Source organism: Vibrio sp. 2-2(8) (assembly GCF_963888495.1).
In the GTDB taxonomy this organism is placed as follows: Bacteria; Pseudomonadota; Gammaproteobacteria; order Enterobacterales; family Vibrionaceae; genus Vibrio; species Vibrio anguillarum.
This window is the reverse complement of record NZ_CAWPJM010000022.1, coordinates 392,967-407,556: the sequence shown is the minus strand read 5'-3', so window position 1 is coordinate 407,556 and position 14,590 is coordinate 392,967. Positions and strand designations below refer to the sequence as shown.

Here is a 14,590-nt window from a genome sequence, read left to right as displayed (position 1 = left end):
ATCCTTAATTCACGCTTTTCTGCGCACGTGAGGCAGAGTCGGTAACATCAACAACAGGAATCGCGTTCATTTGCCACTTCCAAGTATCGGTCGTAGTTTCTACCGGGATCATTTCAATACAGTCCGTTGGGCAGGGGGCAACACATAGATCACAGCCAGTACATTCTGACTTGATCACGGTATGCAGAGCCTTAGTTCCACCAACAATGGCATCTACGGGACAAGCTTGAATGCATTTTGTACAACCGATGCACATATCTTCATGAATGAAGGCAACGGTTTTGACCTTATTATCAAGATCATGCGCAGACTCTTCGGCTTCAACGCCCATTAAGTCAGCCAATTTTTCAATGGTTGCTTGGCCGCCGGGCGGGCATTTATTGATTTTATCGCCATTGGCAATGGCTTGTGCATAAGGGCGACAGCCCGGATAGCCACATTGACCGCATTGTGTCTGCGGTAAAATCGCATCAATCTGATCGACGATAGGATCGGCTTCTACTTTAAAACGGATAGAGGCAAAACCTAAGATAGCGCCAAACACAGCGGCCAATGCGACAAGTGCAAGAATAGCGATGAGTATTGTGCTCATATTACAACTTCACCAATCCTGTAAAACCCATGAAGGCGAGTGACATAAGACCTGCGGTTATCATAGCAATTGATGCCCCTTTGAAGGGCGTTGGTACGTCGGCTACGCCGATGCGTTCGCGCATGGAAGCAAACAGAATCAATACCAATGAGAACCCAACCGCGGCCCCAAAACCATAAATAATGGATTGAATGAAGTTATGATTTTCGTTGATGTTGAGAAGCGCAACCCCAAGTACCGCACAGTTGGTGGTGATAAGAGGAAGGAAAATCCCGAGCAGGCGATATAACGTTGGGCTAGTTTTGTGTACCACCATTTCGGTGAACTGCACCACCACGGCGATCACTAAAATAAAGCTCATGGTGCGTAAGTACTCAATACCTAATGGTTTAAGAACATAGCTTTCTACTAAATACGCACACACTGACGCTAGAGTTAGCACGAAAGTCGTCGCTAACCCCATCCCTATTGCGGTTTCTAGTTTTTTTGATACGCCCATGAAAGGACATAGCCCTAGAAACTTTACCAGTACAAAGTTATTGACCAGTACAGTGCCGATTAATAACAAAAAATATTCGGTCATAGTTATATAAGTCTTAAGTTCCGATCTGGTGATTATCGTGCTTTGCCAAGCGAATAACAACCAAGGAAAGATAAGGTTTTATACCTTTGACGGAATTTTGTACGCTGCTACGCCAGTATTAGGTTGATATGGAGCGTTATAAAGCAGTGTCAGCCGGCTATTTTTTATGTGTCGAAAAATGGGCTTGACTTAAATAACACCAAGTCAGTACATACTCACTGTCAGGCCAGTGGTAACCAACGCTGATTGTGTATGATGGATTTAAAAAAGGATGAAGATCAGTGTGAATCTGAAAAATGAGTCGTTTGGCGTGTTTATCAACATGGATCAGTTCTACCACGTGAAAATCAAGAACCTGTTCAACCCATGGATAAATGGCTTTATAAATCGATTCTTTCGCGGAAAAAATCAACGTAATAAAGCTTGCTAATTGGGCAAAGTGATGAGCAAAAATGTGCTCTGCGGGTGTCATGACTTGCTGGCGAATATCACTGAGCCATTCATCTCGTATGAGTTGTTCAATATCAATACCAAGAGCGGCACACGCTTTAGTCTGGTGAGTGGCGGCTGCGATAGCGTAGCCATGGCAATGGGATATTGAGCCTACGATATTTTGCGGCCAAACCGCTTGGTTCCCCTTGCCAATCTCTAACGTTAGCGACTGTGATTGATCCAGTTTGGTTAGGCAGTGTTTTGCACACATCCTGCCAGCTAAAAATTCACAATGGCGTTTTAGCACGGCTTGGTTTAAAGAAGAGGGCAGGGAGATCCCTTGCTCTTCAAGTTTATTTTTGTATTCAGGCAGATACTTCACTTCAAGCTGGTGGTATTGGATGAAAGATGGCCAGTTTGGAATGATGAGCATGCCTATTTTACCTATCGAGTGAGTGAACTTGTTCGATGCGTCGCCTGCGTGGTGACGTTTATCTCAGATTGAGTGAAAAATCACTCCCCCAGTCAAAAACAAAGTGTTGATGTCTAGGAGAGTGAGTCAGAGTGACTAACTAGAACTGGTAATCAGCGACTATGCCAAAGGTGCGTGGACCGCCGACTTCGTAGAGATCACTTTTCTGGCGAATCACGTACTCTTCATCAGTGACGTTTTTCACGTAAGCGCGAATAGTCAAATCGTTGAGAGTGTAACCTGCATTCAGATTCAACACAGTGTAATCGCCAGCCGTTTTACTCTCTGTGTTGGCTAAATCGGTATAGTAATCGGAAACGTGGTTAACACGAGCACCAAAAAATAGACCAGAATCTAAGTGTTGAGTAAAGCCCGCACCTGCAGACAGTTTAGGAGCGTAACTGAACTCATTGCCTGAGAGATTGGTAGAGGTACCGGTTGGTCCTTCGCTGATGTCCGTTTTAAGAAGACCGACAAACGCAAACAGGTCGAGCCCAGAATCAAACCAGTAAGAGGCTTCAACTTCCGTACCGTAAGTTTTCCCTTTCGGTATATTGGTGATATAGGTGTCGAAGCGTTTTCCGCTGTCACCTGAGACCGAAGTTTGATAATTTTTGTAGTCGTTGTAGAACAGGTTAGCGGTCAGATCCAGCTTGTCATCCAGGAAGCTTGAACGAGAACTTAGCTCGTAGCTCCAGACTTTTTCTTGTTCAAAAACAAAAACTTCTTCTTTGTACTCGTTATAGCCTAATCCACCGGCATTGTAGCCTTTACGGGCCGTAAGACCGAGGGTGGAGTGATCTGAGACATCAAGTAATAGACCAATCTTAGGCAATAGGATGCCGTCATCTTCATCGGCTTTAAAATCGAGTGGTAGGGTAGCGTGATCGAAATCTCGCTTCAGTTCATCTCTTTCATAACGTGCACCTAATAATAGCTGCCAACGATTATCCAAACGAATTCTTGAGTCAAAGTAGATTGAGTTGGTTAAAACTTCATCTTTACGTTTTAATGAATCTGTTTCGGTGTATTGATCTTTGAAGAAGCTGGCTAGGCCTAGAATCGCATTGTACTTTTCATCAAGTGATTGATATGTAAGCTTTGCTTCTGCAGTGTAGTTATCTTCATCCACATCACCATACCAATTAGTATCAGGATAAGCTTTGAACTTGGTGGTGTAGTTACGATGGGCGACTAAAATATCCGTTGTCAGTTCATCATTAATCACATAATTGACGTCTAGGTTGATATTCCAGCTTTTGGTTTCTTGGCGACGCGTGCCACTTTTGCTATGCAGTTCAAGTGTGCCCGGCTTGGTAACGAAGTTGGTGTATTGCCCCTCTTCATTACGGCTACCAACCGTTAGCTTGGCTGTTAGCTTGTCATTTCCTTGAGGTTTCCACAATAATTTACCACGGACATTATAGGATTCGAGCTCGGAAGGATCCCAAGGGTACTGATCGCCGTTAGGCAGAGAGTAATCGATAGGGGTATTGCCTTTGGTACCTTCGGCGGCAAGACGAAACGCTAAAGTATCTTCAACCAGAGGTGCCGACACGACCCCTGCGAGATGATATTTACTGTCTTCATTTTCATAACCAGCGCGAACTTTACCCTCACGGTGGAACGTTGGATCCTTAGTTTTGATCACAACCGCACCGGCAATACTATTGCGGCCTTGGTTGGTGGATTGTGGCCCTTTATAGACTTCCACTTGTTCTGTATCCCACAGTCCAGCTTTGCCAAACGCTTCTCCAGACCAAGATTCAGAGACGCCGTCTACCGTTGTATTGACGCGAGGTGTTGCGCCTGTCATGAAGGTAAGAAAACCTTCGCCAGGGCCACGTCCATCGACCCCACGAATGTGTGGAATGCCCGAAGGTGCATTGAGTACGTTTGGTACGCGGTCGAGCAGATCGTAGTAATCTCGGCTTTCACCATCATCCACTTCATCGGTGAATAGGGTGAGCGAACTGGTGTTTTCGGCCAGTGTTCCTCCCAATTTCTCACCCACCACAACCACAGTATCTTGCTTTTTCTGTGGCTCTTTTTTTTCGAGCTGTTCCGCGACAACATTTGCGCTAGTACTCACGCAGAGGATGCCAATCAGTGTGGCGAGTTGAGTCTTATTGATATTTCTGACTGCCTTACCGTTATTCATATCCATGGGCTTCATGACCTAAAAGTTCCTTAATAGAAAAAATGATGTTGCTGCAACCATTATTGAATCAACTGTTGCTGGTTGTAATGTTAATGATAATTGTTATTATTTGCAATATCATCAATGCAGTTTTATGCTACTTAGTTTCTATGTTTCAAAAATACTAGGCTTGATATGGGGTGGTTTTAGTAATGGTTGTTAATAAGGAGAGCTCACAAGAGAGGGCTGAGCTCAATGGGGTGTTGGCCCGTTTTATTCAAGAGGGCGGCTCTATTGGTGACGAGCCTTGGTGGGTACATGTGCAATCGATCGGCATGCCTTATGTGATTGAAATAAATGGCGAATATGCAAAAGTGCTTTTTTTATGGCGTGGGTCGAAGCCGAGTGTGGCCGCAAATCAAGCGATCTACGTTGATATTAATGGTGTCACCGATCATCACAGTTTTTCGATGGCGAAGTTTACTCATATCGACAATACCGATGTGTGGTTTTATATCGATAGCGTCAAACAGAGTTGGCGAGGAGGGTATTCTTTTATTCCTGTCCCAGAAGCGTTAGTGCAGCCGAGTTACCAAGGTTCATACGATGCAATGCGCCACCAACATCGGCAATGGCTACGCTCCATTTTTTCACTGAGTTGCGCTGATCCACTGGCTCAAAATGATTTGTCAAAATGCGAGTGGGGGCGCGCGAAAACACCTTGTCATATGCCTAAAGCGCTTACGCAAACAGAGTGGCTCGGTTTCGATTCAGCGCAAGGCCAGTGCTTCAAAAGTGCTGATTCGACCTTTACTTGGAGCAGCACTTTGCTCGGTACATCGCGCGAGATTTGGCTTTATTCGACTGCGCAAAGACCCACCACTGAGCCGTTACCCTTGGTGTTGATGCTGGATGGCCGTTTTTGGTCTCAATCGATGCCGGTTTATGAGGCTCTTTCACAGGCGACCCTCAGTGGAAAGCTTCCAGCGGCGCTCTATGTGTTGATTGATGAAATTAGCGCTCAACAACGCAGTGATGATCTCAGCTGTAATCCGCTGTTTTGGCAAGCCGTGATGGAGGAGTTACTCCCCTCGATTAACGAGCGCGTCAGAGTAACCCGCGATGCAGACCAAACGGTGATCGTAGGCCAGAGTTTAGGAGGCTTAGCGGCAATGTACGCGGCATTACACTGGCCGCAGCGATTCGGTTCTGTGGTTTGTCAATCGGGTTCATTTTGGTGGCCCGATTTCTCGATCGTTAAACCCCCCAGTGAATATTGTCCACCGAAAAGCGACTCGCGATTAAGCAAAATGAGCCAAGAGGTACATCAAGGTTTAGGTGCCAATTCACGTCTTGCGCTTTTCCTCGAAGTGGGTAGCGGCGAAGACATCATGATCGATTTAAGTCGAGATCTATACCAACAATTGGCTTCACAACAGCATCGAATTCAATTTCGTCTGTTTGACGGCGGTCACGATCGACTCTGTTGGCGCGGCGGGATCATCGATGGCTTGTCATATGTTTTAGAACCTTATCTTTAATTTTCAGCGGTAGAGAGAAATATGTCAGAAAAATACACCAACCCTTTTGATGAATCTAAGCATCAATTTTTAGTGCTGATCAATTCGCATAATCAATACAGTTTATGGCCAGAATTCAAAGCCATTCCCGCTGGTTGGCAAGCCATCCTTGGACCGAGGTCAAAACAAGAGTGTTGCAACTACATCGAAGCTCAGTGGTTAGATATTCGAGCTTAAACCAAACGAGTTTTGACTCCTGCAATAGCGGCGCTGTTCATTCATGCTTGTTAAGCGGGGTAACAAAAAGGGACATAGGCAATGACTTTTGTTAGGAATAAAGAGATGTACAACTCATCAGTGCAAGAGGATCAGTGGCCTCTTATCGGTACACAGCAAGGTATTTGGTTTGCCGAGCAGATGATGCCCAATCCAGATCAATTTAATGTTGCCCACTACGTGGTGATTCAAGGTCAAATCGATATTGAGTTATTTTCAAACGCGGTAGCCATCGGCTTGCAAGGCGTTGATTCCCTTCACTGCCATTATTTAGAGAGCGATGGCAGCGTGAGGCAGCAGTTTTATCCAGCGGATGAAGAAGGGCAGTGGCTTGAAATCCTCGACTTTTCACAAGCCGCCTTGCCAGAAGAGTCGGCTCGGGAGTGGATGAAGCACGATCTTGCGCAGCGGTTGGACATTTCATCAAGAAAGAGACGTTTCCGACACTGTTTAATTGATGTTGGTTCAAGCAATGCACCGCAATGGTTTTGGTATCAACGTTACCATCATATTGATGTGGATGGGTTCAGTGTGAATGCCATCAGTCAATACATCTGCCAACTTTATAACCATTGGCGGATTGGCGCTGCGAAACCTCAAGAGTTCAGCGCTTTTAGTAATGTAATTCAGGAATATCAGCAATTTTTAGACTCAGCAGCGCGCCAGAAGGCGTACGACTTTTGGCAAACGCAAGCGGCTCATTTACCCAATGTTATTTCGCTCACCACAGGTAGCGCAGCCAATACATCATCGAGCACCATCACTCACACCGTGCCATTAATCGGTGGAGAGTGGTTAACTCGCTATAGTCCACAGTTGTTACCCGCCGAGCTTGCGATGGCGATGGTATTTGCTTATCTCCATTTACATTCTGGGCAAGAGCAAGTGTGTGTCGGTGTCCCCTTTATGCGCCGAATGGGCAATGCCGCCACTTGTGCCGCTGGTGCGGTAGTGAATGTACTGCCGGTGGCGCTGTCACTTCATCCACAAATGAGCATTATTGATGTGGCGCGAGAGATGAATAAAACCATCCGCCAAGTTCGTCGCCACCAGATGTATGACGCTGAGCAGATCCAACGTGATTTGGGATTAGTAGGCCAGCCGCTCTATGGCCCGATACTCAACTTTAAACCCTTTGAAGCTGCACTGAATTTATTTGGCGTAGAGACTGAGACACATATCCTCTCGGCAGGTCCGATTGATGAGATTGAATTTTCGCCAGTGCTCGATGGTCAGACATTGAGTGTTAATATCACGGCCAACAGCACCAAATATAGCCAAGAGTCATTAGAACTTCATGCCGCTCGTTTCGTTGCGATGGTAGAGCAGATTGCCAACCATCCAACACAGCCACTTGATTTGGTAGAGTTAATCCCGCCGAGCGAGAAGCAGCAGATTGCTTTGTGGTCGGTGGGGCCACAACATGAATATGAAACAGAGCAAACTGTGCTGGATGTATGGCAGCAGACAATTGAGAGTAAGCCAAACGAAGATGCCTTGGTGTTTAAACAGCAGCGTTGGACATTTGATGCCTTCAATCACCTCATTGAAACTCGAGCGGATCAACTGATTACCGCAGGCTTGTGCCAAGGCGATATTGCAGGTGTCGCGTTACGACGTGGGCCTGAAAGCGTCGTGACTATGCTAGCTATTTTGCGAGCGGGTGCGATTTACCTGCCTATCGATCTTGATTATCCCATAGAACGTATTGAATCGATTGTTGAACAAGCACGTCCTTGGTGCTTAGTTGTGGAGGATGAGCAAAACATGGCTTATTCATCGATAAGCTACGTCCCTAGGTTTATTGCTCTTCCTGAATTGGCTCGCATTCACACTGCGCCACAACCCAAACCGACGATCAGTCACAGCGACGTGGCTTATATCATCTTTACTTCAGGTTCGACTGGTCACCCGAAAGGGGTCATGAACACACATGGAGCGCTGTTGAATTTACTGCGCTCTCATCAAGGTTCGATTTTTTCTGCGGCCATCAGAAAACTGGCGACACGTCGTCAGTTACCAGAACAAGCTATTACTGTTCGTGCAGCGCATACGACGTCATTCTCCTTCGATGCTTCTTGGGAGCAAGTACTCTGGATGTTGTCTGGCCATACTATGTATTTGTATGACGATGAACAACGGAAAGACGCCTACGAACTGGTTCAGTGTGTTGCTGAAGATAATATCGATGCTCTTGATTTACCACCTTTACTGTTTGATCAAATGCTCGATAGTGGATTAATGACGAGCGATCACGTGCCGACGTTAGTTTTGATTGGTAGTGAAGCCATACCACAAAAGCTTTGGTTCCGTGTGAGTGAGTTTCCCGAACTGCTGGTGGAAAACTTTTATGGACCAACAGAATTTACGGTTGATGCGATCAGCGCTTCGCTTGATGCAGATGCATCGCCTGTCATTGGTCGACCGATTGCCGGTGCTTGTGTTTACGTGCTTGATGAAAATTTAGAGCCTGTCGCTATTGGTGAGGTGGGTGAGCTTTATTTATCGGGTGCGGGGTTAGCAAAGGGCTACCTCAACCAGCCAAGTATGACAGCAGAACGTTTTGTGGCGAACCCCTTTGCGTATGGCAAGATAATGTACCGCACTGGTGATTTGGTGAAGTGGCGAGACAATGGGTTACTGGATTTTGTTGGCCGGTGTGATCACCAAATCAAAATTCGCGGTTTTCGTATTGAATTGGGCGATGTAGAAAGTGCTATTAATGCGATTGATGGTGTTAATACGACGGTAGTCGTAGCAGAGCCTGTTGGCGATACTCATCGTTTATTGGCTTACTGTACTTTAGAGAAAGGGACTCAGGGTGAGTCAGTTCAACCCGCGTTCACAGAGCAAAGACTGCAAAGTCTTATCGCACAGGCGCTGCCTGACTATATGCAGCCAACCAATGTGATGATCTTGGATGCTTTCTCTTTGAATGTGAATGGGAAAATCGATAGAAAAGCGCTCCCTAAGTACTCGGCAGGCACGCGTAGCGAACGCGTGGCCCCAATAACCCAACCAGAGCAGCTGTTATGTGATGCGATCACCGAGCTACTCGGTGTCAGTGACGTAGGAATGTCAGATGACTTCTTTAACCTAGGCGGGGACAGTATTTCGGCAATGAGCCTTGGGACGCGATTGCGAACGGCGGGCTATGATCTACGACCCAAAGCTATTTTTGCAGCCCGTCAACTGGGTATGATGGCGAGCCAAATGGTGCCACTACAGCAGCAACAGCGCGAGAAACAAGAAGGCATTATTCGGCCTCTGCCTATGTGGCAATGGTTTGAGGAGACATTTTCTAATACAACCAGTTATGTGCAAAGTGTGCTTGTTGAGGTGGAAAGCGAAACCCAATTAGTGCACTTGCAAGCCAGTTTAGTGCAACTGGTCGCCAACCATTCCGTATGTCGCTTGGTCCAAAAAGAACAGCAATACCATATTGAGGCGCTGCAAAATCTTGATGTAAAAAACTGGGTTGAATCGGTTTCGGTTGAGAGGCTAGATGGCCCCGTGTTGGACAGTCTGTTTAGCCAGCGCAGTCAGTCGATGTCAATATCATCGGGTCAGCTATTACGCTTGGTGATGATAACGGAGCGCAGTGGGCGTAAAAGTCTCATGATCCTTGCTCACCATTTCCTTATCGATGGTGTCTCTTGGCGAATATTGCTTCCGCAGTTGCAGGCATTAACTCAAGCACAAGTCACAGGTGAAGTGGCGGTGATTTCTGAGGAGGTTACCGGTATCCATTGTTGGTCAAAAGCGCTGTATCAACATTTAGCGGTCGCTGCTGCGCAAATGCCATTTTGGCGAGCGCAGGCACAGCGTGCTGTTGCTCCCATCAAGGATCCTGTCGATAAAATACGCATGACGCATTGGCGTACGCCACTCTCTCATGCCGTTACGCAGCCGTTATTGGAATTACCCATACACCAGACGAATCTCGATATTGAAGAGATGCTATTAGCCGCGGTCACGGGGGCGATCGCAGGACTTTATGGGTGTGAAGAGATTAAAGTGAACGTCGAATCTCATGGCCGTGAAGAGTGTAAAGAGGGGATCGATCTCAATCAAACCCTAGGGTGGTTTACCACCGAATATCCGTTGATCATTAGCGTGCCAAAGCAGGGTGATTACCGCGAGCGGTTACGTGAAGTGAAGCAAAGTAAGCGCAGTGTGAAAGATAAAGGGCTAGGTTATATGGTGCTGCGCTATCTTGATAATCCGTATCGAGATGAGTTACGCACGTTGGCGAATACACGCCAACCGTCATTGCTGTTTAATTACCTTGGCCGTTTCCAAAGCAGCGATGGTCAGTGGTCACCACAGCAATATAGTGGGCAGTTTGCCGATACATTTGCCGTCACCTTAAACAGTGAACGGGCTTTGCAGCATCCCTTAGAGCTAAATATTTTCGTCGAAGAATCGGCAACGCCGCGATTGGTGCTCAACTGGTCTTGGAATGCTCATCTGTTCAGCCAACAGGAAATGGTGTCGCTGAGCCAACAGATTGAAAGTGAGCTGCTGAAAATACAGCAAGCGCTACAAGTTGGCGATAGTGCTGAGTTGGACCTCTCTGTACCTGCTGACTATACCGAGCCGGGAATCACACTGCGACAAGCGAGCCTATTGCAACACCACTATGGCAAGTTAGCGGATGTACTGCCAGCATTGCCTTTACAAGAAGGATTACTGTTCCAATCTCAATTAGGGGATAAAAATAGCAGTTATAACTCCACCACGCGTCTTACTTTCCAAGGTCAACTGTCTGAGCATCGCGTGAGCGAAGCGCTTAATGCGGTGACTAGGCGTCATCCGCAGTTGCTCGCTCGATTTGATAGTTCGATATTGGGGCGTACCGTACAGGTGATGACGCAGGTTAATCCAAGTTGGCCACTGACACGTTATGACATAACAAACATGAGTGGTGATGAGCAAAGCGCGTTGATTGATCAGTTAGAGAAGCAAGAGCTAAGCCGCCAGTTTGACCTTAACGATCCTACGCACAGCCTGTTGCAGGCCCAGTTGATTTTTCATGGTGATCAGCAAAGCACACTGCTCCTTTCGGCACATCATCTGGTGGTCGATGGCTGGTCAACGCCGATTTTATTGAATGACTTTCTCAGTGCATACGCCCAAGGGGTCTCGAATTTACCTCCGGTAACCGTCGGCTATGCTCATGTTGTGAGCCAGCTAACGCAGCGTGATAAAACCGTTGCGACCGAGCTTTGGCGCAAAGTATTAGCTGATGTTCAGCCGTGTATGGCTTTTGATGATATTCCACTTAGCGAGGAAGTTAACGAGCATCAGTTATGGCTATCAAAGCATAAAACGGATCAGTTAAATCAGTGTTTACGACATCATGGCTTAACCATGAGCACCTTAATGCAAGGCCTTTGGGCGAGTATTCTCGCCAGCATGACGGGCCGCGAAGAGGTGGTTTTTGGTACGCCAATCTCTGGTCGGTTCAGTCGTATTGCCGGTATTGATGAACAGATAGGGTTATTCAGTAATACCGTGCCTGTACGTGTGACACTGCAACCTCACCTTAGTTTGAGTGAGCAATTAAAAGCGCACCAAGCGATCCAAATCCAATTACTGGAGCACGATGAACTTGGCTTGGGTGAGATCCAGCAACTGGTGGGTGGAAAAACACTCTTTGATACTTTGCTGGTGGTCGAAAACTATCCAGATCATAGCCGTTGGTACCAGCAAGATTTTAGCGGCGCGAAATTAATGGCTATCCACAATCGTGGCTATACCCATTATCCATTAACCATTCTCGTCTTACCGGGAGAGCAACTGCATATCCTGTTTGAATATCGAGACCGAGTCGGCGTAGCAAAACAGATCGTACAACGATTTGAGCAAATGCTGGATGAGTTTATGGTGTCGAGTGATAAGCCTTTCGCTGAATGGGATCTGCGGTTAAGTGGCGAAATTGAATTGCAGCAACGCGTCAACCAGACCAAAACCGCCGTTGAACGCACGACACTGCGTGATTTGATGATCACGCAGCAACAACGTTCTCCACATCAGTTGGCTTTAATTGATAGTGAGCACCGTTTTACCTATCAAGCACTGGCTGAGCAGGTGGCCGCCATTGCCGATTTGCTGCTTCAGCAAGGTGTTAAGGCTGGGGATATTGTCGCTGTTGCCTTGCCACGCAGCGCAACCTTGAGCTTGGCGATCTACAGTATTATTGAATGCGGTGCGGCTTATTTACCGTTGGATGTTGGTTATCCAGATGAGCGCTTGGCCTACATGATCAATGATGCTAAGCCTGCGCTGATCATCACTTGCTCTTCATTCACCTCACGTTTTGAAGGTTTAGCGACACTATTGTTGTTGGATAAGTTACCAGCCCCCGTGCGCGCAGAGCGGCAGAACCGCGCAGATGGGCTTACCCCCTCAAATGCGGCCTACTTGCTTTACACTTCAGGTTCAACGGGTAACCCAAAAGGGGTGTTGGTTTCTCATCAAGCGATTGTCAACCGATTGAAGTGGATGCAGCACCAATATCCTTTGAGCTCTGATGATGTGGTATTGCAAAAAACGCCGTGCAGTTTTGATGTCTCCGTGTGGGAGTTTTTCTGGCCCTTACTGGAAGGGGCGAGCTTAGTGATGGCTCCGGCTGAAGCGCATAAAGACCCTGAATGGTTATTGCAAATAATTGACGATTATCACGTGACCACGATGCATTTTGTACCTTCAATGCTGGCAGCTTTCATGGCCTCAATTGAAGCGAATCAGCCAACGGGTTTCACCGTAGCACCAAGCCTCAAGCAAGTATTTTGCTCAGGTGAAGCGCTTGCGAAAGAGCTCTGCCATCAGTACGCACGTAGAATTAATGCACCGCTGCATAACTTGTACGGCCCGACGGAAGCGGCGGTTGACGTGACTTATTATCCAGCTTACGGCGAGGCATTAAACGCAAGCGTTGGCCGTAGTGCACCGATTGGTTTACCGGTATGGAACACCCAAGTTTATGTGCTCGATAGCTTTTTAAGAGCTGTACCAATCGGTGTGCCGGGCGAGCTCTATCTTGCTGGCGAGCAATTAGCCATCGGTTACTTTAATCGCAGTGCGTTAACGGCAGATCGGTTTATCGCCAATCCGTTTACTTGTGGCGAGCGAATGTACCGCACTGGTGATGTCGTACGTTGGTTAGCGTGTGGCTCGATTGAGTATTTAGGACGCAGTGATGATCAGATAAAAATTCGCGGGCAGCGTGTGGAACTGGGTGAAATTGAAAGCGCATTACAGGCACTTCCTGCGGTAAAACAAGCGGTGGTCTGTGCTCAGACGCTCTCTACTCATTCAGGTATGTTAGGCGCTGATGAACGGCAAATTATCGGTTACGTTATCGCGCATGATATGAGCGTAACGAATGGCGAGAAGCTACGCGCTGAACTTTCCAAACATTTACCAGCCCATATGGTTCCGGCGGCTATCGTGTTACTGGATCACTATCCGCTTAGCGCCAACGGTAAGCTAGATAAAAAAGCATTACCGCGGCCAAATGACCTCGCAGTACGGGTAGGGCGCAAGGCTCATCCAGGCCTTGAAACACAATTAGTGACGCTATTTGCTCAAGTATTGGCTGTCGAAACACTGTTTGCTGATGATGACTTCTTTACGCTCGGCGGGCATTCACTGCTGGCGATGAAATTAGCGGCAGATATTCGAAGAGCGCTAAACCTACCTGTCACAGTTGGTCAAATCATGGTCAATCCTACGGTGGAGAAACTGGCGAGTTTGTTGCTGGATGAAGATGCTTTTAACGACCCCACCTTAGCTGGTTTTGGTGAAGTGCTGCCTATCCGTGCCGGAAGTGGCCCAGCACTTTTTTGCGTCAACTCTGCTTCTGGCTTTGCTTGGCAATACACAGGGCTACCTAAATATCTGACAGGACATTATCCCATTTATGGTTTGCAATCACCTCGGCCCGGCGGAGCGATGGCGACCAGTGAAACGATGGAAGAAGTGTGTGATCGTTTATTACCCGTCTTAAGAGAGGTACAGCCATTTGGACCTTACCATCTATTAGGCTATTCATTTGGCGGAATTGTGGCACAAAAATTGGCCGCGAAGCTTCAACAGCAGGGTGAAGAGGTGCACTTTTTAGGGTTACTGGATACCTATCCACCGGAAGGTCAGAACTGGGATGGCCCGATGGATGAAGAAGAGCAGTACGAAATTGAACGTGAAAAAGAGCAGTTTCTGGCCATCAATGAGCTAACCGACATTGAATTAGATGAGCAACGTTTGGCGATGTTCAATGAGATTACCGCTAACTATGAAGATGCGGTACGTCTACTTGCACAGGCACAAACGTCTGATTATCAAGGTCCGGCCCACCTTTTCGTGGCGCAACGTACGGTGCCAGATGGTTATGATATTGATGCTCATTGGCAATCTTTTGTCGGCCAGTTGATTAAACATCAGTTTGATTGTTCACATGAAGATATCTTGGCCCCAGAAAATGTACGCCAGATTGGCGAATGTTTAAATACGCTGCTGGAGTCGAAGGCTGCACTGAAAAAATAACAAAAACCACCATCGACGAAACCAG

7 protein-coding genes are annotated in these 14,590 nt (G+C 47.1%); 3 read left to right on the top strand and 4 right to left on the bottom strand.

The features are described 5' to 3' along the window. Window positions 1-4: 4 nt before the first annotated feature. From rsxB to fvtA, 4 genes are all read right to left on the bottom strand, one after another. The gene (rsxB, locus tag AACV12_RS08205) at window positions 5-592 is read right to left on the bottom strand and encodes an electron transport complex subunit RsxB (RefSeq protein WP_013857280.1); all 588 of its coding nucleotides are present in this window, start codon (window positions 590-592) and stop codon (window positions 5-7) included. Window position 593: 1 nt separating this feature from the next. Then, the gene (gene rsxA / locus AACV12_RS08200; RefSeq protein ID WP_010318463.1) at window positions 594-1,175 is read right to left on the bottom strand and encodes an electron transport complex subunit RsxA; all 582 of its coding nucleotides are present in this window, start codon (window positions 1,173-1,175) and stop codon (window positions 594-596) included. 157 nt (window positions 1,176-1,332) lie between these two features. Continuing rightward, entirely contained in the window at window positions 1,333-2,040 is a 708-nt protein-coding gene (locus tag AACV12_RS08195; protein WP_094147108.1) for a 4'-phosphopantetheinyl transferase family protein, read from the bottom strand. 139 nt (window positions 2,041-2,179) lie between these two features. Beyond that, on the bottom strand, window positions 2,180-4,255 hold the full coding sequence (gene fvtA / locus AACV12_RS08190; RefSeq protein WP_094124255.1) for a TonB-dependent siderophore vanchrobactin receptor FvtA: 2,076 nt from the start codon (window positions 4,253-4,255) through the stop codon (window positions 2,180-2,182). Window positions 4,256-4,419: 164 nt separating this feature from the next. On the opposite strand from fvtA, the gene vabH reads away from it, so the two are divergent. The 3 genes from vabH (at window position 4,420) to vabF (ending at window position 14,565) form a co-directional block, all read left to right on the top strand. Next, window positions 4,420-5,760 (top strand): vanchrobactin esterase VabH, encoded by a 1,341-nt coding sequence (vabH, locus tag AACV12_RS08185; RefSeq protein ID WP_170900158.1) that lies wholly within the window; start codon window positions 4,420-4,422, stop codon window positions 5,758-5,760. 21 nt (window positions 5,761-5,781) lie between these two features. Next, window positions 5,782-5,976: an MbtH family protein gene (locus AACV12_RS08180; RefSeq protein ID WP_013857274.1), complete on the top strand. Its 195-nt coding sequence runs from the start codon at window positions 5,782-5,784 to the stop codon at window positions 5,974-5,976. Between the two features lie 105 nt (window positions 5,977-6,081). Continuing rightward, the gene (gene vabF, locus AACV12_RS08175; RefSeq protein ID WP_170900210.1) at window positions 6,082-14,565 is read left to right on the top strand and encodes a vanchrobactin non-ribosomal peptide synthetase VabF; all 8,484 of its coding nucleotides are present in this window, start codon (window positions 6,082-6,084) and stop codon (window positions 14,563-14,565) included. Window positions 14,566-14,590 lie beyond the last annotated feature (25 nt).